The following is a 22,045-nucleotide window of genomic DNA, read 5'->3' as shown; positions in this document are numbered from 1 at the left end:
GGACAATAGTAAAGGTCCGGGCGATGCTTGCAGTGTTTTTGACTTACGGTCCGCGGTAGGATCGGGGGGGTGATTGCCCCAAAACCAAACAGCAAAAAAGAAGGGAAGAGTGTAATGAAGCTGCTCGATCTGACTCAGGATTTCCGCGGGCTGGCCGGAGACTTACTCCCCGATAACGTGCGCTTTGGGGAAATATTTGGAAAAGGCGCTCTCAAACAGGTGCCGCCCGGCCAGGTTAAGCACATCCCTCTCAATCCCCGTATAGAAACCTATGAGAACCTGGATGCCCGCTCCCGGACTCTGGTCAAGAAGACCATTGATTTCTTCGAGAAGCGCGGGAAGCAGCAACTCAAGGAAGACGATCACAATCGCACCTGGTATCAGGACTTCCTGGATTTCCAGGCCAAGGAAAAACTCTTTGCCACCTTCCTGACCCCCTCTGGATACGGCGCAAAGGATGCGCGCTGGGATACCTATCGCAATTGCGCCCTTAATGAGGTTCTCGGCTTTTATGGCCTTGCCTACTGGTACACCTGGCAGGTTTCGATCCTGGGTCTGGGGCCGATCTGGATCAGCGATAACGAAGCTGTGAAAAAGCGTGCGGCGAAGATGCTCAAGGAAGGCGGTATTTTTGCCTTCGGCCTCTCGGAAAAAGAGCATGGCGCCGATATCTACGCCACCGATATGATCCTTTCGCCCCAGGAGGACGGCAGCTTCCGCGCCAATGGCGGCAAGTACTACATCGGCAACGGCAATCAGGCGGCACTGGTTTCCGTGTTCGGCCGGCGGGAGGACACCAACGAATACGTGTTCTTCGTGGTTGAGTCCCAGCACAAGAATTACGAGCTGGTGAAGAACGTGGTCAGCTCACAGAATTACGTTGCTGAGTTCCGGCTCAATGATTACCCCGTCCGCGAGGAGGATATCCTTGCCACGGGTCAGGACGCCTGGGACATGGCGCTCAACACCATAAATATCGGCAAGTTCAACCTCGGCTGGGCGTCCATCGGCATCGCTACCCATGCCTATTACGAGGCCATCAACCACGCCTCGCATCGCTGGTTGTTCGATCATTACGTCACGGATTTTGTCCACATCAAGCAGCTGTTCACGGAGGCCTATACAAGGCTCACCGCCATGAAGCTGTTCGCCCAGCGTGCGACCGATTATGTGCGCGTGGCCAGCCCGGAGGATCGCCGTTATCTGCTTTTCACCCCCATGGTGAAGATGAAGGTAACAACGCAGGGCGAAGAGGTGATCAACGAACTCTGGGACGTTATTGCCGCCAAGGGCTTCGAGAAGAACATGTACTTCGAGACCGCGGTCAAGGACATCCGCGCTCTGCCCAAGCTGGAGGGGACGGTGCACGTCAACATGGCGCTGATTCTCAAGTTCATGCCCAATTACTTCTTCAAACCGGGCGAGTTCGAGGAGGTGGCGCCACAAACGGAACCGCGTAACGACGATTTCCTCTTTAATCAGGGGGCCACCAGGGGACTGGGTAAAACCCGGTTCCACGACTATCAGAGGATCTACGACCAGTTTGATCTGCCCAACGTGAATCGCTTAAAGAAGCAGATCCGGTTGCTCAAACTGTTGCTGATGACGGCCAAACCCAACGAAGAGCAGCAGAAGGACTTCGACTTCCTGCTTAACCTGGGTGAGCTGTTTACGCTGGTGGTCTATGGTCAGCTGATTCTGGAGAATGCCCATATCCAGCAGCTGGATAATGCATTGGTCGATCAGATCTTTGATGTGTTCGTCCGCGACTTCTCGAAGTACGCCCTGGAGCTGGCCCAGAAGCCGAGTGCGACGGTGCTTCAGCAGAAGATCACCCGCCGGATGATCCAGCGCCCGGCCGTGGACCATGATCGTCAGCAGCATGTATGGGAAAACTACGCCTATGCGCAGCGGGATCAGTACGAGATGAAGGACTGAAAAGGGCGGTTTTTATATGGACAATTCCATCATCAAGGTGGCCGACACATTCTGGAATATTCGCGGGTCGTTCAAGCTCGGGGGGCGTATTGATATTGGAACGCAGGCCTCCCTGGTAAAGCTCGCCAGCGGCAACTTCGTGTTCCTGGACGCCTACGATTTCGATGCTGATCAGCAGGAGACGCTCAACTCGATTATTGGCGGTGCCAGGGTAGAGGCCATTCTCAATGTACACCCCTTCCACACCGTTAATGTTGAGAGAATGCACGAGCTTTACCCCCATGCGAAACTCTACGGCACGGCCCGGCATTGTAACCGGTTCCCGAATTTACCCTGGGAATCCGAATGCACCGAGCACGATGCCCTTCATGAAAAGTACCGAGATGACCTGCAGTTTTCAGTGCCCCGGGGCGTTGAGTTCATTTCCGACAACGAAAACGTGCACTTCTCATCCGTGCTGGTGTTCCATCCCGAATCGGGTGCGATCCACGTGGACGATACCTTTGGGTACGCAGAGCTGCCCGGTTGGCTCCCGGGACTGGGCGCGAAAGGCCTTGTGAGTCTACATCCCACGCTGCCGCTTGCGCTGGAAAAACGTGCGGGAGCGGCGAGGGAATTCCGGGAATGGGCACAGACCCTGTTTTCCGACTGGGGTGCGGCAACAACGCTGTGTGCCGCGCATTCGGCACTGCTGCAGGTGGAGGCTGGTGCGCCATCCCTTCAAACACGACTCAAACGGGCGCTAATGCTCAATGAACCCATCCTGCGGGCCCATCAAATGCTGTATGGCAAATAAGCGCCCGCTTTGCTCAGCGTTAGGACTCCGAGTTACCCACGAACAGAGAGTGACAATCTATGGAGAATTGCACCGCCGGTTCAAAGATCACATGTCAGATCCGTTGCATGGATCCCGCCGCTGTCGAAGCCGCGGTAAGACGGCTGGACCCAATGGGCGTGGAATGGGTTACGTATACGTGCCAGTTGTCCGGCGAGAAAGAGGCGATCCTTATAGTTGGCGATCAACTGGCTACCCGGCTGGCGAACTCCCTACCGGCAGCTGAGGATGCCGGAGGCACTAAGATATTGGCTGCTCTATACTCTGCGGAACTGTGTGAGTGCGACGTGGCTACCCTGACACGCATTGCCGAAGACGATGTCGTATCTCAGTTGCAGAAATTTGCAGCGCTTGGCGTAATTGAACATCGTAAGATTCACGGAATGAACTACTATCGCCTGACATCTGGAGATACCCGGCGGATATTTCAAGAGTCAATCGAGGCGTTGATCTGAATGCTTTGCTTACGCACCAGCACATGTCCTAACTCGAACAAGTGTACAAAAAACGTAACAAACGCCTCTCGGTAGTTAACGTATGAACGCATTGCAAAAATCGCTGCACTCCCAGAAAATTTTCCTTACCTTCACAGGCGATTAGTGCGTCTTTTCGTTTTTCGCGCGCATCGTGCCAACGTTTAGACAATAGAGCACTATTCTCCGTGGTATCACGAGCTTCAAGCAGCTTGAGACTGGATTCTTGTATTAATTGCTCATTGATACCAGGGGGGCTAAAAAAATACATACCGTCTGGGCATCGATTCTCAAGCTCGTCATTTGAAATCAGTCCCCCAATAACTAAAGCGTCACTAAAAACGAATCTCCCACCAGGCTTGAGCAACCTTTGTGTGTTGGAGAGAACTTCTCTCCGAAGAGGGACATGACACAGGACATCAGTGGAATAAATGGCGTCAAACGAATTATCTTCATAGGGTAATTTTTTAGATGCATCGTGTTGTTCAAATTTTACGATGTCGGTGACCTTTTCATCTTCAGCCAGAGCAGTAGCTGTTTTCACGCCCGACGCATTTATCTCAAACCCTACAACTCGACACCCGATACGTTTTGCCAAGCCTACAGCGTACCCCCCAGATCCACACCCAATGTCCAGGACCGTTGAATCAGAGGTCAACTGAAGTAACTCAGGTATCTCGTGAGATTCTGCAGTCGAAGCCCAACTGGTTTGCCCATAGTCTTCCCCATAGGTCTCGAGCCGGATCTCGCTGTAGGTTTCAAGCGAATAATTGCTGTAAGAGCTATTATAAAGATCGACATTTTCGGTCATGGATTATTCCAGTAAAAAACATAACAAGTGGCAAGCCCCCGATGCCCTAGACACCTGACACCTGCTTAAAATACTGCCTTTCGAATGAACATAGACCATAAGGCCAGCCTTGTCCTCCGAGTCCAGATGAGGTCACCGCATCACATTCAGCAAGGGTCAGGGTATTGTAAGTGAAAAAACCGGGGGAAAGCCGGAATCTCGATCAACGCATTATTCGTTGTGTCGCTTGGCCGAGGCCTTAACCGTATTACGTATTGGAGCAACAACTAATGCCAGTTGATGAATTTGGTTTCCATGGAAAATAAAGAGTTTACGCTTCAGCGTATTTGCATTTATGCAGGGACAGAGTTTGATCCCAATGTTGATCAACAAGTGGTGGAGGCTTTGCGGTCGAGATTGAATATTCACCTGCCACAAAGAGCTTCAATAAATGAATCTTTGGCATCAGCGCGAAGCGATCATGAAATCATAGGGCTGATATTACGGTATCGAAATATGAGTTAGTGGTTGCGAGTCATAAGGCTAACCATTGCCGTTCGGGCCGAACGCCTAACCAATAGCTGCAGCCGACGGCTACGCCGCGGATGCTACAATCCCCGCATGCATTGGCCATCACTGGAGAAAAAGGCGATATGAACACGGCTACCGCGCCCTATCCAATCGGCACGCCCGGCGCTCCCTGGGGCGACGTGGAACGTGCCGAGTGGTTGTCACGACAGACCCGCAAACGCAGCTACGAGTCCGAGGTGTTGAGTGTGACCGAGCGCCTGCGCCCGCGCTTTGATGTGGAAGGGTATGGTCGTCTGGACTATGGCCCTGACAGTTATACGCTGATGGCGATCCGGAGCCGAGACTGGCGTGACGATCTGCCGGTCGTGCTGGTAACGGGCGGGGTACACGGCTATGAAACCAGCGGTGTACACGGCGCTCTGCAGTTCCTCGATCAGCATGCTGCGGATTACGCGGGCCGCGTCAACTTGCTGGTCGCGCCCTGTGTCAGCCCCTGGGCTTACGAGCGCATCCATCGCTGGAATGCGAACGCGGTCGACCCGAACCGCTCGTTCCGCGATGGCAGTCCGGCTGAGGAGTCGGCGGCACTCATGCGACTGGTGGCGCCCGTCCGCGATCGTGCACTGGTGCATATCGACCTGCACGAGACCACCGATACCGACGAAACCGAGTTTCGCCCCGCGCTGGCTGCCCGCGACGGCAAGCCCTTCGAGCCGGGCGGGATTCCAGACGGCTTCTATCTGGTCGATGACAGCGAGAACCCGCAGCCTGAATTCCAGCAGGCGGTGATTGAGGCGGTGGAGAAGGTCACTCATATCGCTCCGGCCGATGACAGCGGCGAGATTTTCGGCTCACCGGTGGTCGCTCGGGGCGTCATCCGGTACCCGCTCAAGCAGCTGGGCCTTTGCGCCAGTATCACCAGCGGCACCTACAAGACCACCACTGAGGTGTATCCTGACAGCACCCGTGCGACCCCCGAGCAATGCAATGCCGCGCAGGCTGCCGCGGTGTGTGCGGCGATCGACTACGCTCTGGCGCACCAGTAATGACGATTCGAGTTGCCAGCTCGCTCAGTAGACTGTTCTGATTATCGACCTAGACCGGAGAACGCCATGCCTTCCCCCCTCGTGACCACCGACTGGCTGCAGGACAACCTGGATAACGAGCATTTGGTACTGATCGACGCCAGTATGGCCAATGTCATTGGCAAGGAGCCGATCGTTTATGACCGTCCGATGTTCATCCCGGGTAGTTACCGGATCGACCTGGAAGGAACGCTTTGCGATACCGGAGCTTCCCAGGTTCACGCCTTCCCGACGGAAGAGCAGTTCACGGCGGAGGTCCGCAGGCTGGGCATTACGCCCGAAAGCCTGGTGGTGCTGTACGACAACCAGGGTATCTACTCGGCACCCCGGGCCTGGTGGATTCTGCGGGCTATGGGCCTCAAACAGGTGTTTGTTCTGGATGGCGGCCTGCCGCAGTGGTTGGCCGAAGGGCGGGCCATCGATCCTGCTCCGGTTGCAGATGCGGCCACGCATGGCAGCGTGGTTGGCAAGTTCGACCGCTCCCTGGTTCGAGATTCAGCCTACGTTTTCCAGAATCTGGAGGACAAGCGAGTAATGGTCATCGATGCGCGATCACAGGCCCGTTTCCTGGCGCAGGCGCCAGAACCCCGGCCTGGTGTGCGCGGTGGTCACATACCCCATTCCCTCAACCTGCCGTTTACGGAGGTGCTGGAGGGTTATCGGTTCAAGTCTGCGAGCCAGCTGGCGTCAACGTTCGCCCAACTCGCTCCCTCCCTTCAGCCCGGCAACGGGCACCAACTGGTGTTTTCCTGTGGTTCCGGCATCACCGCCTGTATCATCCTGCTGGCGGCCGAGCTGGCCGGGTATACTCAGCTGTCACTGTACGACGGCTCCTGGGCCGACTGGGGCAGCAATGAGTCGTTGCCGGTGGCGTAGCGGACGTCATCTTCTCTTGTGGGTGGCAGATTACCCGTGACGGTCAGGACCGGCTCAGATGAATGTCCAGGCCAATACCCTCGTAATCTTGTTTCCCTGCTTCATCTCTATTTCCCGTATATCAACTGCACCGAGCTTACGAATCAACTTCTTTACAGGCTTAACATTGTCGGCTTTTGAAACCAGGCTGGTAAACCAGCGGCATTGAGTTGAATACACCTGGCTTTCTCTTACCAGCTTTTTAAGAAACAGCCGTTCGCCCCCCTTACACCAGAGCTCCGCTTCCAGCCCGCCAAAATTGAGAGTGGGGGATTTGGTTTTTGCTTTTCGCTCACCGCGGCTACGAGCAAGGTTATTGAGTTTAAGCTGGCTACCTTTAAGGGCTTCATCGAGCGAGGCATGGAAGGGTGGGTTGCATACGCTGACGTCAAAGAACTCACCAGCTTGAATGATCCCTTCAAAAATGTGGTTTTTATCGTGCTGCGTGCGCAGCGTGAAGCGGTCTTTGAGTGTGGGGTTGTTGGCGATAATCGTGGCTACGTTCGCAAGCGACTGAGCGTTAATGTCACTACCGACACACTGCCAGCCGTAGATTTGGCAGGCCAGTAACGGGTAGATTCCATTTGCTCCAGTCCCTATATCGAGCAGCTTGATGCTGTGCTGTTCAAGCCCAGGCAAGTCAGCCATGTAATGGATATAGTCGGCTCTGCCCGGGATTGGAGGGCAGAGCGCGCCTTCTGGAATATCCCAGTCGACAATGTTGTAGTATCGGTTTAATAACGCGGCGTTGAGCGTTTTTACTGCCAACGGGTCTGCGAAATCGATGGAAAGGTCGCCGTGAGCGTTCGGTTTCACATGGGGGGCTAGTGCCGGGTGGCTTTTTACGAGAGCCGGGAAGTCATAGCCCTGGTTGTGTAGATTCCTCGGGTGCAGACCTTTGCGAACTGGCCTGGCCTGGCTTTTTTTACTTCGATGGAGGGTGCTCACAGTAATAGGCCTGGGGCTCGGAGTTGAAAAGTAGAGTGGGTCTGGCTCAGTCCGTGATTATAATCTTTATGTATGTGTTGGGCATAACCTTGATCAGGATGGAGGCGCATTCAAAAGGTGCGGGATGAAGGCCTCGTCTTGCAGTCCGATCCTTATCTGTAACATGGAAGCCAACAATGCGCTGGTTGATAGACACTGAACAATGGAAATCGGCGTGCTAAGCAGGAGAGAACTTATGGGACCTGAACATTTTGGCTGGGGTGGTTGGTGGGTGTTCCCCATAGTCATGACGCTCGTTATGGTCATGATTCTTTTCCTTGTGTTTGGACGAGGTGGGTCAAGGGGGCCGTGGCGGGATAACACGGAAGGACCGTCGAACCATAATAAGGGTTCCGAAACGGCGGTGGAAATACTCAAGAAACGCTACGCAAAGGGTGAGATAACACGGGAAGAGTTTGAGCAGATCAAAAAAGACCTTGAGAGTTAACTGGGGGAAACCGTCCGCAAATGCGAGCGTTAGGCACACACTCAAATTCGTTTTAATTTGGAGAATGACTTGTCAGAGGAGAAGGGTATTAAAGAGGTAGCTCAACCAGGATCTCCTCGCCAATGGATCAGGTTAATTGTGGCGTATCTCCTTATCCCAATGATTTTATTGATATGCGGAGGGGACATCGGTTGGTGGCAGGCATGGGTCTATTCCCTGTTGATCTTAGCCGCTGGTATAGGGGGGCGCATGTGGGCAGAGCAGCGACACCCTGGAATAATGGCTGAAAGACAAAGTAAAGAAGGTTTTCATAACGCAAAGGCCTGGGACAAAGTGCTTGCTCCTCTGATGGCGGTGAGTTTTGTGTTTCCTATGGTCATAGTGGCCGGGCTGGACCATCGCTATAATTGGACTACCGAATTTCCTCTATGGATCAGCGCAGTAGGATTCATTTTTATCGCGTTCGGTTACGGCTTCGCCGCATGGGCATTGGCGGAGAACCGCTTCTTCTTCAGTGTCGTACGCATTCAGACGGATCGAGGTCATGTGGTGTGTGACAGTGGTCCTTATAGGTTTGTGCGGCATCCGGGTTATGCTGGTAATATTCTCCCACTATTCGGTATTGTTCTTGCCTTGAGCTCGGTATGGGCACTTATTCCTTCGGCGGTGGCATTACTCATCACGGTAATTAGAACCGTACTTGAGGACCAGACTTTACAGGAAGAGTTGCCGGGCTATCGCGATTATGCGCGACGCGTGCGCTATCGTTTGATTCCTGGGATTTACTGAGAGGCGCCACCACTTACTGCTCCTTGTGTTTGAGACTGATCAGCTGACTAACGCTCTCAGGGTCGAGTTTCAGGGGACGCTCCAAGGCTTTGGCTTTCAGCGACCAGTTGGGCTTGGAATTCTGGCGTGTATTAACGGCGTTTACGATACGGCGAATTACGCTTACGTTGCTAATGATGGGATTACCAGAAGCTTTCAATCATGAAACCGAAAATCAGCATTATCACGCTTGGCGTGGAGGATCTGGAGCGGGCCACTCGTTTCTATGGCGAAGGTCTCGGGCTGCCAAAGCACGACTTTGAAGGCGGCAACATATCCTTTTTCAGTCTGGAAGGAACATGGTTAGCGCTCTATCCCCGGGAAGAGCTGGCTAAGGATATCGGATTACCCGTTCCCACTCAGGTCGGTTTTTCTGGCATTACGCTGGCTCACAATGTTGCAAGCAAGTCAGAAGTTGACGCTGTCCTTAATCAGGCGATATCCGCAGGTGCGAAACTTATCAAACCGGCGGTAGAGGTTTTCTGGGGCGGTTACTCTGGTTACTTTCAAGATCCGGAAGGTCATTACTGGGAAGTAGCCTACAACCCTTATCAGGACCTGACGTAATGGCGGTCCCCTCGGCGGTCCCTGACAATAATTGACAAAGAAGCCTGAGAGTTTCAGATGAAAGACTTACTGGAAGAACATAATTTTATTCTCGCTGAGGCTGCGGTCATAGAAAGGCTCCGTCGCAACGAAAGGATAGATTTGGACGCAAATCTAGTTCACACCCCCTTGGTTCATAGTGAAGAAGGTAGAACTGCGTTACGGAGCTTGTATCAGGAGTATTTAGGCATCGCCGCGGCTACTGATCGACCGATACTACTTTGTACACCTACTTGGCGGGCAAACCGGGAAAGAGTCGAAGCCTCAACGCAGCGACAGGACATTAATGTTGAAGCCGCAAAGTTCCTGCAAGGACTGGTTGCTGACGAATCCAGGAAAGTAACCGCTAAAATTGGTGGCCTGATTGGCTGTAAGAACGACTGCTATTTACCCGAGGAAGGGTTGTCACTTAATGAGGCGAGGGACTTCCACAAATGGCAGATCAATGAACTCGCAAGCGCAGCGGTTGATTTTCTGATTGCCGTCACGCTGCCTTCTGTAGAGGAGGCCGCTGGAATTGCTCTGGCAATGGAAGCAACGGGTTTGCCTTACATCATAAGCTTTGTGATCGGCTCCGATGGGCGGGTATTGGATGGAACGGAGATTCCGGCGGCAATTGAATACGTGGACGCCAAGACCACGAACAATCCGCTCGGCTATTTTATTAATTGTTCTTACCCATCATTTTTGAATCCAGAAACACTGACTGAAGAGTCATCTGGCCGGCTAATTGGCCTGCAGGCAAACGCCTCTTCTCTTAGCCATGCTGAGCTGGAGGGTTCCAAAGAGCTTAAATCCGAATCCGTTTCGGAGTGGGGCAGGCTCATGGTCCAATTGAATAGAGATTTCGGACTAAAAATACTTGGCGGTTGTTGTGGTACTGATGGCAAGCACCTTGAGTATTTAACAGAGAGTATTACCTAATACTTACGCGCCGCTACCTTCGGCGTTGTGCCTAAGGAAACGCAGTCTGGAGATCAGGGATCTACCCTTTGGGGTTACTGACTGGTCTGTTTCGGGCCGACACATCAATGCCTGCAAAGGCTTTGGGGCTTGTCCACGCCGAGCGTATCCAGCGTGTTAAGGCTGTGTTCAAAGCCTGACAGGGGCGCGATGGCAATAACCGCATTGTGTGTTGCCAGCAGCATGGGCTGACGGAGTTGGCCATTCCACGTTCGAAAACTGCCTCGAACGCCTTTGTAGATGTCCATGGCAAACGCTTCCGAACGAACATGGTCTGCGACGGCCGTTGGCTCGGCGGCACGCAGTTCTGTGACCGCAGTGACAACCGCACGCACCGCGGCCCAGGCGGCAAAATCTTCGGAGGTCATGTCCCGCCCGTGTTCGCGTCGGAAACGCTGATTGAGCTGAGGCGCACCGTAGCGTTCAAGCGTCCAGTGCCATGCGTGGGCCGATAGACCTTCCGAACCCACGACCGGGCGCGGTGATTGGGTCGCATAAGGCACGTATCGGCCGAACTCACCCTCACTATCGATAAGCCAGACAACATCATGGCTCACGCCGCCGGTCAGCAGCGCAACATTGCTCAAGTCCCGTTGGCGCGGATCGTTGGTGAGTTTGAATTCGCGCTGAGCCACAATCTTAAGCCCGAACTTGACCGCTGACTGACGGGCAGCCTCTGCCTTTAAACGGTTTTCATCGCCGCTGCCACTGAGCAGTAAAATTTTCGACCACCCATGGAATTTCAGGTGTTGAGCCAGGGCATCGCTGAGCATGGCGTGGGAGGGCAGGGTGTGCAAAAGCGCCGGCGCACAATCTTCGGCCCGCCACCGCGCGTCGCGGTGTCGTATATTGAACAACAGGCCTTCGGCGCCTTCAGACTCTGCGACAGCAGCCATTGCCTCTGCCGGAAGGTCCAGGAGTACCGCCAGGGCTCCGCGTTCACGTGCTTCCCGCACGGCCGTTACCGGGGACTGATCCGGGGTCATCAGTTCGACGTCCAGGGTAAAGGACAAGCCCAGTGCGCGTTCAAGAATGCGGGTACCTCGAAGCGCCACCTGTGCCGCGTCTAAGGGTCTTTTTCGGTCACGCAGGGACAAACCGGTATAGACGGTTTGCGGTTCATAAAAGCCATCGTTAGCAATGCCGATATAAACAATACGGGCCGGCTCGCTGGTAAACGCGAAAGGAACGTGCAGGAGCACGACAGCCAGAAGCAGTCTACTGATCATCGACCAGAACCCCATAGGGAACGCGCCCTACCGGCACCGTTTTCAGGGGCTTGAGCCTGTCAGTGTCGATGACCGTGACGTCGTCCGATAGGCCGTTTGCCACATACAGGGTTTTTTCGTCGGCCGTCAGGCCCAGACCCCAGGCCCGGTTTCCCACCAGCACGTACTCAATCACCTTGCGACTGGGCACATCAATGACCGCTACATGATTGGCGCGCCCGAGCGCAGCATAGGCCCGGGTTCCATCCGCGGTCATTCGCAAATCCACGGGTGTGACCTGGTCGGGCCGAAACCCGGTGGGGAGGAAACGGATGTCTGCAACCAGCTTGAGCGTATCCACATCGATAATGTTCACCATCCCTGCCAGTTCAGCGGACACCCATAACTCCTTGCCATCGGGCGTAAGCGCAAAACGCCGAGGCCTGGTATCCACCAGTATGTCAGCAATAACCTCGTCGGCTTCCAGGTCGATGACATGTACAAGGTTCGCTGCTTCCGAGGCGACGAAAACGAGGCGGCCGTCGGGGGTGACCTGAACACCCTCCGGCTCTTCGCCCGTTTCATATTCTGCGAGAAGTTCGCCCGTCTGAATGTCATAGACGGTCGCCAGAGCATCTTCTTCGTTTGACACGATCAGGCGACGGCCGTCGGGGTGAAGATCAAAGGTTTCCGGAGCGGAAACACCGCGAATGCGGCGCAAAAGCCTGCGGGATTCCGTACCGTAGATTGCGATCATGTCGTCGTCGGCGCAGGCCACGAAAAACTCCGACCGGTCAGCGCTGAAATGCATACCTCTTGGGCGGGCACACACTGGAATTTCTTCTATTACTTCAGCATCAGGCGACAGTATCGTAAGGCTATTGCCGCGCTCATTGGCAACGATCACGTCCCCTGTTTTCGCAGTGAGTGGCAGGCTCAGAAAGATGGTAGCGACCATGAATATTCTTGCCAGACACCTCATTCAAACTCCTTTTATGCGCCGCAAACGCGCGACGCTAACAGTGGAAATGTCGGCCAGGCCTAAAAACGCCGTCCTTGCGCCCCTTCATTATAACGATCGCTGGCTGCGGCCTGCAGTTGAACTAGTATCAATCATGCTAGAACAAAAAAAAGGACTGGCCAACGCTCTTTCACGAAAGGAGTCAAAAGATGATCGTTAAAAAAGTCACTGCAACCCTGGCAATGCTGTTGCTTGCAGGCCTGTTTCAGGCAACTGCGCAGGCGCAGGAGGAAACCTCCGACAGTTCATACTACGGCGACCTTCGAAACGTCGACCAACGCATGCTTACTCGCGCCGCCGGCGACGGCAACAACTTCCTTCACACCAATGGTAATTACGAGCAGACCCGGTACTACCCGGCGAGCCAGATCAACACCGAAAACGTTGGCAAGCTGCGCCCGGCCTGGATATTCCAGACCGAAGTCGTCGCTTCACTGGAAACCTCGCCCATCGTGGTCAATGGCATCATGTACGTCACTACTTCCTTCAACCATGTCTACGCGCTTAACGCGCGGACCGGTGAGGAAATCTGGCACTACAAGCACGACATGGGGCCGATCACCACGTATTGCTGCGGCCCTAACAACCGCGGCGTAGCCGTCCATGGCAATAAGGTATTCATGGGCACGCTGGATGCCCAGCTTGTCGCACTTGATTCCAGAACCGGAAAACAGGTCTGGTCTACCCAGATTGCCGATCCGGAGTTTGGTTATTCCGAAACCATGGCGCCCTCAGTCGTGAACGGAAAAGTGTTGATCGGTACCAATGGCGGCGAATACGGCATCCGTGGCTTCGTTAAGGCCTTTGACACCGAAACCGGCGAACTGCTCTGGACGTTCAACACGACTGCAGAAGACTCGGTCGGTGTATGGGCAACACACGACGCCACTGGCCGTGACATGCACCGTGATATCGACGCGGAAAAAGCGGCGCTAAAAGAATTGGGCGACCCGTATGAGACGCTGGGTGGCGGCGTTTGGCAGAATCCTGCGGTAGATCTTGAAACCAACACGGTCTACTTCGTGGTCGGCAACCCCTCCCCGGATCTGGACGGTTCCCTGCGCCCTGGCGACAACCTCTACACGGACAGCCTGGTAGCGGTGAATCTGGACACTGGCGAATATGTCTGTCACTTCCAGTATATCCCGCACGATGTCTGGGATCTGGACTCGGTATCACCGCCCATCATCACAACGGTGAAGGACGCCAACGGCAAGGATGTCAAAGGCATCCTGCACGGGGGAAAAACCGGTCACGTGTACGTTAATAAGGCAAGTGACTGCTCGATGATCCGGTTCTCGGAGGCCATGGTTCCACAAGAGGATATGTGGACACTTCCGACCGCTGACGGTGCCCGTATGCTGCCCGGCGCCAATGGCGGCGTCGAATGGTCACCCATGGCGATCGACCCCACCGAACGTCTGACCTATGCAATCAACCTGCATCAGCCCATGACCTACACCGTGCGCTCAACGCCTTATCCTGAGGGCAAGCTGTGGCTTGGCGGCTCCTTTGATGTTATCCCTGAGGAACAGCAGTGGGGCAATGTAACCGCGGTAGATTACGACACCGGTGAGATCTCCTGGCAGGTTCGTACCGCCCAGCCGATGATCGGCGGTGTTCTGGCCACAGCCGGTGGACTTCTGTTCACGGGTGAGGGCAATGGCCTGTTCAAGGCCTATGACTCAAAGAATGGCTCAGAACTGTGGCGCTTCCAGGCCGGCGCCGGCGTGAATGCACCTCCTTCCAGCTACACGGTGGAAGGCAAGCAATACATTGTTGTGGGCGCTGGCGGTAACGCTCAGCTGAACTACAAGCGCGGCAACAACATCATTGCTTTTACGTTGGCCGACTGATCAGCCGTCATGCAAAACCAGGAGTGGGCCATGTGCCCACTCTTTTTTCTGACAGGAAAAGCCTTTATGAAAATTGCTTTCGTTCTACTTGCGGCGCTCCTGGCAACAGGGGCTCTCCATGCAGAAGCAGAATTTGATGTCGAGGCAGCCGCAGGCCAGTGTGCGGCCTGTCACGGTGCTGAGGGGGTGCCGTCAGATCCGGCAATCCCGATCATTCACGGCCAGGAGTTTTTCTACCTGTACACCCAGCTTAAGGATTACGCTGCCGAGCGGCGCGCAAACGCCATCATGAGCCCGATGGCTGCGCAGTTTGATCGTAGCCAGATGAAGGCGCTCGCCCAGTATTTTTCGGATAAGTCATGGCCGACAATTCAGACCGGGGCTCAGGAGGGTGATGCTCAATTGGCACAGCGCGCGATGTCACGCGGCCAATGCAGTGCCTGTCACAGTGAATGGCAGGGCGATAGCCGGATTCCACGTGCAGCTGGACAGCAGCCTGGCTACCTTGAGCAAACGATGAAGGATCTCAAGAACGAAGTCCGGCTCAACGCGGCCGCCAAGATAAGCATCATGAAAAAGGTTGAGGACGAAGAGATCGAAGCGCTTGCCCGCTATCTTGGAGACCTTTGAGACAGGCCCCCGCATGAATGGGCATTCAGGGGTGTTACCGGGCCAGGAGAGCGCGTAGTTCCTCACCGGTGGCAAGGTCATAGGCGCTTTTGCCGGATTTGTCTTTGCGGTCCGTTGTCGCCCCTTTGCCGATAAGAAAGCGGACCATCTGAGCGTGTCCCCGGCTCGCTGCAATCATCAGGGCATCGCGGCCCCGGTTGTCCACGCGCGAAATGTCCGCTCCGGACTCCAGCAGCAGTTCAGCGGTTTCGATCGCCGCCAATCGCGGCGCATCATTGGCATGGCCGGCAGCCCACATTAAAGGAGTCAGATCGTTACCCCAGACACCGTCTGCATCTGCGCCCGCAGCCAGCAGTTGCGACACAATCCGGGTATCCGCCTTGCCCGCGGCATAGATCAGCGCAACCTTACCGCTTTCGTCCGGTCTGTCCGGTTTCGCGCCCGCATCCAGCAATAGACTGACCATCCGCAAGTCCCCGTTAAAAGCAGCGGCAGCCAGCGCGGTCACGCCCTTTTTGTTTTGGGTGTTCACGTCTGCGCCGGCCTCAAGCAGATACTTCACCATCCGGGTTCGGCGGGCCTCGGCGGCCAGTAAAAGAGGTGTCGAGCCGGAAAGATCCCGATGATGGATGTCGGCCCCTGCCGAAATCAGCAAGGATGCCACGTCAATGGCCCCTCGTTTCGTGGCGACCGAAAGGGCTGACTCCCCGTGTCGATTGCGCGCCTCCACCGAGGCGCCCCTGGCGAGCATATCAGCGACAACCCCTTCGCATTTAGCCTCGGCCCCCTGAAACAGGGCTTCATTCAAATGGCGCCCCTCAAGGACAGCGGCGGATTGCTCCAATCTCTGAACCAGGGCCTCGCAGACAAGGCTGGCGGGTTGGCCCGACGCAGGAACCGGAATCGCCAGAGCTGAGACCAGCAACCACAGTTTTTGTTTATTCATTTGACAACAAACTCTCCACTGAACCCCTGGCGCTCCAGGCCTTCAATGTAAAACCGATAAGTGCCGGGGCGGATAGTGACGAACCAGACATCCATTTCTCCGGATTCATCAAATTCAATCGCATGCAGCCCCATGGGCTTCACTTCAAGACCTTCAACAACCACTTGGTCAACCCAGCTTTCCCGGAAAAAATCCGGCGCCAACAATTTGTACTCCTCAAGGCCGTCGCTCTGGATTCGCCAGCGGTAATAGACCCCCGCCTCCAGCTCGTATCGCTTGATGGAAAACCCATCGGCTGCGTTTAGCACAAGAGGCTCCAAACGCGTGGCGCGGCGGGTAATATCATCTGCGGCAACCGATTGTGAAGCCAGCAAACAGACCAGGAGGGAGACGCAGAATGAGTATTTGAGTGTCATCATTGTGCTTCTTGAAGAGTGGATTGGACAACGCCCTCGAATGAACATAGACCATAAGGCCAGCCTTGTCCTCCGAGTTCAGATGACGTCACCGCATCACATTTCTTCATGAGCCTGGCCTGGACCTACCCCGATACACATGACAAGTGGGTGCAAGGGACGCCACTACGCGCCACCCCAAACCAAACCTCTTCAGTGGATACGCAAGCTGATTCTTAACAACCCCGGAAACTGGTACCCTTCGGCCCTATTTCAGGCAGGAGTTCGGGATGAGCTATTCCATTGCGGTGATTGGTAGCGGTATGGCGGGGTTGGCGGCGGCCTATCGGGCGCGTCTCGCTGGCCACGATGTCACCGTATTCGAAGCCCGCAATAGCCATGGCATGGACGCTCACTCCCTCACGGTGGACGGCGGCCTGGTGGATGTTCCCCTGCGTGTGATGAGCTCTGGCGCCTGGCCCAGTGTGCTCCAGCTCGCCAAAGAGGTGGGAGTTGGCACCTTCGAAATAGGCCTCCACGCCTCCTGCAGCTGGACCAGTGGTGACACCTGGTTCCGCAGCGGAGAAGTGCCGATTCTCCGCTGGCCCTTTATTGGCTCCTTGCGTTACCTGGATACCCGCGCACTGCGCATGGGCCAGGGCATCTGGCAACTGAAACGCCTGACCCGCAAGCTTGAACGCGAGGACAACGACGCCACGTTGGGCGAAATCCTCGAGCACCATGACTTCGACCCGCTGTTCTGGCGCGGGCTGGTGCTGCCCATGCTTACCACCATCTGCACCTGCGAGGAAAAACACCTGCTCAATTGGCCGGCGGGGCAGCTGCTCTCGCTGCTCGACAGCACCCTCCCTGGCTCCGACATCTGCCGGCTCAAGGGCGGTACCTCGGCGCTGGTCGAAGGCCTGGCCAGAGACCTGCCTCTGCATTCCGGCAGCCCCGTGGCACAGGTCGAAGAAGGCGAGGAAGGGGTGAGGGTCCATAACGAACGGGGCGAGGGTGGTATGTTCGATCGAGTGATCGTCGCCACCCAGGCCAATCATCTGAGCTTTCTGGATGACACGCAGTTTGGCGACGAGCGGAAAATGCTGGAAAACATCGGGTTCGACTCCGGTGAACTCTGGGTCCATCAGGACCCGCGTTTCATGCCCTCGAAGAAACAGGACTGGGCCGCGCTGAATTTCCAGATGGACGAAGCGCTGGAAAAACCCATGTTCACCGTCTGGGTCAACAAGGTGGAGCCCACGCTTGACGGCAGCGAGCCTGTTTTCCAGACCTGGAACCCACTGTTCGAACCGGACCCGGACACCGTGCTCGCCCGGGTGCCACTGGAGCGCGCCGTCGTCCACCCTGGGACAGCCAGGGTTCACGAAGCCCTCGCCCTGTGGCACCGCCAGCCCGGCCGCAAAGTCTTCTTCTGCGGCTCCTGGGCCTACGAGGGCGTGCCGCTGCTGGAATCCGCCGTGCGCTCGGCCAACGCTGTGGTGGGCGCCATCAACCAGGCCTCGTTCGACACTGTTTCCGGCAACTCCGCATAACCATTACGCGCCGGGTTCATCACCGGTGAACCCGCCGGCCGGCCAAGTCCTGGCTTACTCCTCTATGGAGACGCCAGTACCGCCCATTTCCGCAGGAACGTCCTTCAGTTTGGGGAGACCGTCATGTATATGCAGCACGGACTCCTGATAATTTACATGCACCCCGGGCTGGTATTCGAAGCCGGGTATGACAGCGGCATAGACATCCGTTAAACCCATCGACGGGTGTTCGGTCATCAGGTGGCCACCGCAGATTTTGCACCATTTTCGGCTGCTTTCAGGGGTCTTGTTGTAGGTGCCAATGTTGGCCTCGCCCTCTTGAATGGTGATGGCTTCAGGCTTCCAAAGGGAAAATGCGTTCACCGGGCTCGCCGACCAGTGTCGGCAGGAGTCGCAATGACAGTAGCCCATGGCTTCCGGGGCACCCTTTACGGTTAACTGGACTGCGCCGCAAAAGCAGCTGCCACGCCAGGATTTTTCATCGTTCATGACACACCTCCAACCTACTGGTTTCAGGATATTTGTCGTTCCTATTCGTTAAAGCTGACCGGCCTTTGCTGCCGGGTATTCACCTGCAGTGAAAAAATGTCCGGTCGGGAATAGTGACCTACGATATCAAGGCTGCGCCTTGCCGCATTCACTTCACCCACATCGATATCAGCCAACAGCAGGCCGGTTTCCTGCCGCAATGGACCCGCCACTATTTCCCCGGCAGGGGAAATGACCACTGAGTCACCGGAGTTGATCCATTCCTCCTTGTCTGGATACAGCCGCTCGACTTCCGGAAAGTCATCTGGTAAATCGCGTGTACGCAGCACGTTGCCCGCACCCAGGACCCAACACCCGCCCTCCCGCGCTATGTGCTGCAGGGTACGAAGCCAGCGGTCGCCGCTGTCGTAGGTCGGGGCGATATAGATGTCGATGCCCTGGGCGAACAGTGCATAGCGCGCCAGCGGCATATAATTTTCCCAGCACATCAGAGAGCCCACCCGGCCAACGGGTGTGTCGACGACTTTCAGGCCGCTGGCATCGCCGAAGCCCCAGACCATGCGCTCCGGGTTCGTCGGCATGAGTTTGCGGTGGCAATTCTGCACCGTGCCCTCCGGACTGATGGTCAGCACCGAGTTGTAGAGTGTGGTCCGACTGGTATCCTCGTCACGCTCCTCAATGCCGCACACAATCGTCACCTGCATCTCCTTCGCAATATCCAGAAGGGGGCGCAACTGGTCAGATTTAAGTTGGACCGAGTTGTCCAACAGGCGCCCGTGCAACTGCTCTGATAATCCCCAGTCGCCGCCCGGTTTCAGTCGCCAGATCCAGGCGGGGTAGCCGGGGATGAAGGTTTCCGAGAAAACCACTAACTCAGCTCCTGTACTGGCGGCTTCCCGAACCAGTTGGACCGCCCTTTCTATGGTTTTTTCCCGGTCCAGAAAAACCGGTGGCTCCTGAACTATCGCTATCTTCGTCATGGTCTTGTCCTCTTCCGTGGTATGAGCCTGGGTTACGGCAAAGTAAATTGCCGAACCTGAAACTACTATCTCCCCCAAAGGTCGCCGGCGATAGTCCAGAAAATGGAGCGCCAGACGGAAAAGAAAGGAATAGGATGGAGTATCGGGGCGCAAACCCTTCTCATGGAGTCGAAGCTCATGACCAACTATGGACAGTTCTGCACCGTGGCCCGGGGATCGGAGATACTCGGGGAACGATGGACACCGCTGGTGGTGCGAGAGCTGCTTTGCGGCAGTACTCATTTCAATGAGATCCGCCGCGGAGTGCCGAGAATGTCGGCAACGCTTTTGGCTCAGCGCCTGAAAAAACTGGAAGACGTGGGCGTGCTCCGGCGTGTCCAGGGGAACAATAACCTGGAGTATGTGCTGACCCCCGCGGGAGAGGAGCTACGCCCGATCATCCTGGCCATCGGTCACTGGGGGGCGAGGTGGATTGGCAGCCGGTTGCAAGCAAACCAGCTCGATGCCGGCTTCCTGATGTGGGACATCCGCCGGTTCGCGCATATTGACGAATTTCCCGCTGACCGCAGAGTGGTTATCCACTTTTTTCTCAACGATGCCCGGCCGCGGGAACGGCATTGGTGGCTCGTTGTGGTCGACGGAGAGATTGATCTGTGCCGGGAGGATCCGGGGCACGAGCTGACTTTAGTGCTGGAGGCCAGCGTTGCGAGTCTGACTGACATCTGGACCGGTGACAGTGACCCGGACACGGAACAGGAGGCTCGCCGCCTTTTGGTCCGTGGCAGTGGGACTGATTCCAGGGACCTCTGGCACTGGCTGGGGCGAAGCGTGTTTGCGGCCAGCAGAACACGTGGTTAATTCCAAAGAAAACCGGCCTCATCACTGAAGCCGGTTCGGGAGGAGTAACTGACCTGTTTGAAAAAGCGGGCTGATCGAGTCAGCCCGCTTTCAGCCTCGCTTTACTTCACAGGAAGCAGGGGACACTGGAAGTAGACCGGCGGGCCATCTGGGAAAGACCCCGGAGTGATGACCAGGTGGTTCATGGACTCGTGATACTGGATATCCTCATAGGATGTCAGAACCGGCACGATGCCATGATCAAGGAACCCGGCCTCGGTCCATTCCACGGTGTGAGTGAACCAGCGCCCACCGTTATAGGCTGGATTGCCAGGTGCTGCTTCGGAGACCGGCAGCTGCCCCTCAGGGTTATTGGAATTTGTCACCACGTAGAGTGCGTCGAATGACTGAAGGTTGTTGGCCGTGGGCGCAGGCAAGGTGGTGGTTCCCTTGGTGCCCCAGACTTCGCCATCACCCCAAAGGGCGGGCATGAAATTTGGCTGGCCGGGGTTGGCGTGAACCAAACTGGTCATGAGAAAGCTTCCCAGTAATAGCAGAGCGATACGTGACATGGTGGATCCTCCTAGGCGGTATTGTTGTCGCTTTTTGCTTTCCAGCCCGCAGGATTTCCAACGGGCCAAGTGTAGCTTCTACCCGTATCCAAGAGCGTTCCTCACATGACAATAAAAGAATGGTCGCCGTTTCATAACGATTTTGGTGCGTGCAGCATACAAGTGCCGAGAAGGGGATAACGGATAATCAGGACAGGTTTGCTCCGGAAGCGAAAGCCCGGAGCGTCTCTGGTTGGTACGCAGGTGATGACGAGCGTCGGTTAGCTTCGTTTGCGGGCGGCAAAGGCCTGGCGTTTAAGCTCTTTGATAATCTCGGGCACCTTGAGGGGCAGCAGACTCCTGGCCGCTTTTAAAAGGTTAATAACGACATTCATCCGCTTGTACCAGAGCACACGGACAATCTTTTTCTTCATGGGAAGGTAGCCTTCCATGTAAAGCTCGTCCACACATTTGGCGTTGTTGGTGAGGCTGTAACGGCTTAAATCCAGCGGCACTACGATGTCCGCCTTTTTCAGCTGCTTGCGGGTGTTGAAATCGATACCAATGTTGATCGCGTTGCTGATCACATCAAACGTATCTTCCGGTTTCGGGTACCGACTGACATGGCTCAGATCAATGGCCACGGTAATACCCGCGCCCATGTCAGGCAACGGCGAAATGGGTACATTTTCAACCAGCCCGCCGTCTACCAGAATCCGGCCATCCACCTCCACCGGCACAAACAGGCCCGGCACAGCCATGGACGCACAGACAATCTCCGCCAGATTCCCTTTCCTGAATATCAGTTGCTCGCCGGTTTCGATATCCGTTGCGCAAATGGCCAGGGGAATGTTGGCATCTTCGATCCGGACATCCCCGAGATCCCGATGGATCATCTCTCGGATGGTATTGGTGCTGAACAGGCCACCACGTTCCAGGGTAAAGTTAATAATCTTGGACAAATTCAGCGTTGAGCAAATGGAAAGTATGGACTCTGCGGGACGGCCGAAGGCGTAATAACTGGCCACCAGAGCGCCCACACTGGTACCCGCAATACAATGAATCCGGATCTGCTCTTCCTCGAAAGCCTTCAAGGCCCCAATGTGAGCAATGCCTTTGGCAGCTCCGCCTCCCAGGGCCAGGCCGATACGAGTATTAAAGGGATTGAGTTTCATGC

At 55.6% G+C, this 22,045-nt stretch carries 25 protein-coding genes; 14 read left to right on the top strand and 11 right to left on the bottom strand.

What is annotated here, in order from left to right; all coding sequences use genetic code 11:
- The first annotated feature begins 114 nt into the window (after nt 1-114).
- The 3 genes from KFJ24_RS07965 to KFJ24_RS07955 all read left to right on the top strand — a co-directional run bounded on the left by KFJ24_RS07965 (nt 115) and on the right by KFJ24_RS07955 (nt 3,228).
- Nucleotides 115-1,938 carry an acyl-CoA dehydrogenase family protein gene (locus KFJ24_RS07965; protein ID WP_250830538.1) on the top strand — a complete coding sequence of 608 codons (1,824 nt, stop codon included), beginning with the start codon at nt 115-117 and terminating at the stop codon, nt 1,936-1,938.
- 16 nt (nt 1,939-1,954) lie between these two features.
- The gene (locus tag KFJ24_RS07960; RefSeq protein ID WP_250830537.1) at nt 1,955-2,734 is read left to right on the top strand and encodes a hypothetical protein; all 780 of its coding nucleotides are present in this window, start codon (nt 1,955-1,957) and stop codon (nt 2,732-2,734) included.
- Between the two features lie 107 nt (nt 2,735-2,841).
- Nucleotides 2,842-3,228, top strand: coding sequence for a winged helix-turn-helix domain-containing protein (locus tag KFJ24_RS07955; protein ID WP_250830536.1), 387 nt, complete (start codon nt 2,842-2,844; stop codon nt 3,226-3,228).
- 28 nt (nt 3,229-3,256) lie between these two features.
- On the opposite strand, the gene KFJ24_RS07950 is transcribed toward KFJ24_RS07955, so the two are convergent.
- Entirely contained in the window at nt 3,257-4,057 is an 801-nt protein-coding gene (locus tag KFJ24_RS07950) for a class I SAM-dependent methyltransferase (protein WP_250830535.1), read from the bottom strand.
- Between the two features lie 584 nt (nt 4,058-4,641).
- Here KFJ24_RS07950 and KFJ24_RS07945 point away from each other — a divergent pair.
- Together KFJ24_RS07945 and KFJ24_RS07940 are read left to right on the top strand one after the other, a co-directional pair.
- Nucleotides 4,642-5,613 (top strand): M14 family metallopeptidase, encoded by a 972-nt coding sequence (locus KFJ24_RS07945; protein ID WP_250830534.1) that lies wholly within the window; start codon nt 4,642-4,644, stop codon nt 5,611-5,613.
- A 66-nt stretch (nt 5,614-5,679) separates the two neighbouring features.
- The gene (locus KFJ24_RS07940) at nt 5,680-6,528 is read left to right on the top strand and encodes a sulfurtransferase (protein ID WP_250830533.1); all 849 of its coding nucleotides are present in this window, start codon (nt 5,680-5,682) and stop codon (nt 6,526-6,528) included.
- A 54-nt stretch (nt 6,529-6,582) separates the two neighbouring features.
- On the opposite strand, the gene rlmF is transcribed toward KFJ24_RS07940, so the two are convergent.
- Complete coding sequence (rlmF, locus tag KFJ24_RS07935) at nt 6,583-7,515, bottom strand: 23S rRNA (adenine(1618)-N(6))-methyltransferase RlmF (protein WP_250830532.1); 933 nt, start codon at nt 7,513-7,515, stop codon at nt 6,583-6,585.
- 235 nt (nt 7,516-7,750) lie between these two features.
- Between rlmF and KFJ24_RS07930 the strand changes: the two genes are divergently transcribed.
- Together KFJ24_RS07930 and KFJ24_RS07925 are read left to right on the top strand one after the other, a co-directional pair.
- A complete protein-coding gene (locus KFJ24_RS07930; protein ID WP_250830531.1) occupies nt 7,751-8,002 on the top strand; it encodes an SHOCT domain-containing protein in 252 nt (83 codons plus the stop codon).
- Between the two features lie 69 nt (nt 8,003-8,071).
- Nucleotides 8,072-8,791: a methyltransferase family protein gene (locus KFJ24_RS07925; protein WP_250830530.1), complete on the top strand. Its 720-nt coding sequence runs from the start codon at nt 8,072-8,074 to the stop codon at nt 8,789-8,791.
- A gap of 13 nt (nt 8,792-8,804) precedes the next feature.
- On the opposite strand, the gene KFJ24_RS07920 is transcribed toward KFJ24_RS07925, so the two are convergent.
- Nucleotides 8,805-8,990: a hypothetical protein gene (locus tag KFJ24_RS07920; protein WP_250830529.1), complete on the bottom strand. Its 186-nt coding sequence runs from the start codon at nt 8,988-8,990 to the stop codon at nt 8,805-8,807.
- 2 nt (nt 8,991-8,992) lie between these two features.
- Between KFJ24_RS07920 and KFJ24_RS07915 the strand changes: the two genes are divergently transcribed.
- On the top strand, nt 8,993-9,397 hold the full coding sequence (locus KFJ24_RS07915) for a VOC family protein (RefSeq protein ID WP_250830528.1): 405 nt from the start codon (nt 8,993-8,995) through the stop codon (nt 9,395-9,397).
- A gap of 57 nt (nt 9,398-9,454) precedes the next feature.
- A complete protein-coding gene (locus KFJ24_RS07910; protein WP_250830527.1) occupies nt 9,455-10,360 on the top strand; it encodes a homocysteine S-methyltransferase family protein in 906 nt (301 codons plus the stop codon).
- A 104-nt stretch (nt 10,361-10,464) separates the two neighbouring features.
- On the opposite strand, the gene KFJ24_RS07905 is transcribed toward KFJ24_RS07910, so the two are convergent.
- Together KFJ24_RS07905 and KFJ24_RS07900 are read right to left on the bottom strand one after the other, a co-directional pair.
- Nucleotides 10,465-11,628, bottom strand: a complete 1,164-nt coding sequence (locus KFJ24_RS07905) for a hypothetical protein (RefSeq protein ID WP_250830526.1) — start codon at nt 11,626-11,628, stop codon at nt 10,465-10,467.
- Nucleotides 11,618-12,565 (bottom strand): PQQ-dependent catabolism-associated beta-propeller protein, encoded by a 948-nt coding sequence (locus tag KFJ24_RS07900; RefSeq protein ID WP_250830525.1) that lies wholly within the window; start codon nt 12,563-12,565, stop codon nt 11,618-11,620. The genes KFJ24_RS07905 and KFJ24_RS07900 overlap by 11 nt, the downstream gene beginning before the upstream one ends.
- Here KFJ24_RS07900 and KFJ24_RS07895 point away from each other — a divergent pair.
- From KFJ24_RS07895 to KFJ24_RS07885, 3 genes are all read left to right on the top strand, one after another.
- Nucleotides 12,564-12,788, top strand: coding sequence for a hypothetical protein (locus tag KFJ24_RS07895; protein WP_250830524.1), 225 nt, complete (start codon nt 12,564-12,566; stop codon nt 12,786-12,788). The genes KFJ24_RS07900 and KFJ24_RS07895 overlap by 2 nt on opposite strands.
- Nucleotides 12,778-14,484 (top strand): pyrroloquinoline quinone-dependent dehydrogenase, encoded by a 1,707-nt coding sequence (locus KFJ24_RS07890; protein WP_250830523.1) that lies wholly within the window; start codon nt 12,778-12,780, stop codon nt 14,482-14,484. The genes KFJ24_RS07895 and KFJ24_RS07890 overlap by 11 nt, the downstream gene beginning before the upstream one ends.
- Before the next feature lie 66 nt (nt 14,485-14,550).
- A complete protein-coding gene (locus tag KFJ24_RS07885; protein ID WP_250830522.1) occupies nt 14,551-15,114 on the top strand; it encodes a c-type cytochrome in 564 nt (187 codons plus the stop codon).
- A 34-nt stretch (nt 15,115-15,148) separates the two neighbouring features.
- On the opposite strand, the gene KFJ24_RS07880 is transcribed toward KFJ24_RS07885, so the two are convergent.
- On the bottom strand, nt 15,149-16,060 hold the full coding sequence (locus KFJ24_RS07880) for an ankyrin repeat domain-containing protein (RefSeq protein ID WP_250830521.1): 912 nt from the start codon (nt 16,058-16,060) through the stop codon (nt 15,149-15,151).
- A complete protein-coding gene (locus KFJ24_RS07875; RefSeq protein ID WP_250830520.1) occupies nt 16,057-16,368 on the bottom strand; it encodes a hypothetical protein in 312 nt (103 codons plus the stop codon). The genes KFJ24_RS07880 and KFJ24_RS07875 overlap by 4 nt, the downstream gene beginning before the upstream one ends.
- Nucleotides 16,369-16,745: 377 nt before the next feature.
- On the opposite strand from KFJ24_RS07875, the gene KFJ24_RS07870 reads away from it, so the two are divergent.
- Nucleotides 16,746-18,011: an FAD-dependent oxidoreductase gene (locus KFJ24_RS07870; RefSeq protein ID WP_250830519.1), complete on the top strand. Its 1,266-nt coding sequence runs from the start codon at nt 16,746-16,748 to the stop codon at nt 18,009-18,011.
- A 54-nt stretch (nt 18,012-18,065) separates the two neighbouring features.
- Here the strand turns inward: KFJ24_RS07870 and KFJ24_RS07865 are convergent, their stop codons facing one another.
- Nucleotides 18,066-18,500 carry a GFA family protein gene (locus KFJ24_RS07865; protein WP_250830518.1) on the bottom strand — a complete coding sequence of 145 codons (435 nt, stop codon included), beginning with the start codon at nt 18,498-18,500 and terminating at the stop codon, nt 18,066-18,068.
- Nucleotides 18,501-18,541: 41 nt separating this feature from the next.
- Nucleotides 18,542-19,480: a carbon-nitrogen hydrolase family protein gene (locus KFJ24_RS07860; protein WP_250830517.1), complete on the bottom strand. Its 939-nt coding sequence runs from the start codon at nt 19,478-19,480 to the stop codon at nt 18,542-18,544.
- Between the two features lie 177 nt (nt 19,481-19,657).
- On the opposite strand from KFJ24_RS07860, the gene KFJ24_RS07855 reads away from it, so the two are divergent.
- Nucleotides 19,658-20,338 carry a winged helix-turn-helix transcriptional regulator gene (locus KFJ24_RS07855; protein ID WP_250830516.1) on the top strand — a complete coding sequence of 227 codons (681 nt, stop codon included), beginning with the start codon at nt 19,658-19,660 and terminating at the stop codon, nt 20,336-20,338.
- Between the two features lie 101 nt (nt 20,339-20,439).
- Here KFJ24_RS07855 and KFJ24_RS07850 read toward each other — a convergent pair whose 3' ends face one another.
- Complete coding sequence (locus KFJ24_RS07850; RefSeq protein ID WP_250830515.1) at nt 20,440-20,889, bottom strand: hypothetical protein; 450 nt, start codon at nt 20,887-20,889, stop codon at nt 20,440-20,442.
- Between the two features lie 260 nt (nt 20,890-21,149).
- A complete protein-coding gene (locus KFJ24_RS07845) occupies nt 21,150-22,043 on the bottom strand; it encodes a patatin-like phospholipase family protein (protein ID WP_250830514.1) in 894 nt (297 codons plus the stop codon).
- Nucleotides 22,044-22,045: the final 2 nt, after the last annotated feature.

It is taken from the genome of Marinobacter sediminum (genome assembly GCF_023657445.1).
In the GTDB taxonomy this organism is placed as follows: Bacteria; Pseudomonadota; Gammaproteobacteria; order Pseudomonadales; family Oleiphilaceae; genus Marinobacter; species Marinobacter sediminum_A.
Note: the sequence above shows the minus strand (reverse complement) of the source record. Positions and strands in the feature narration are given on the sequence as shown.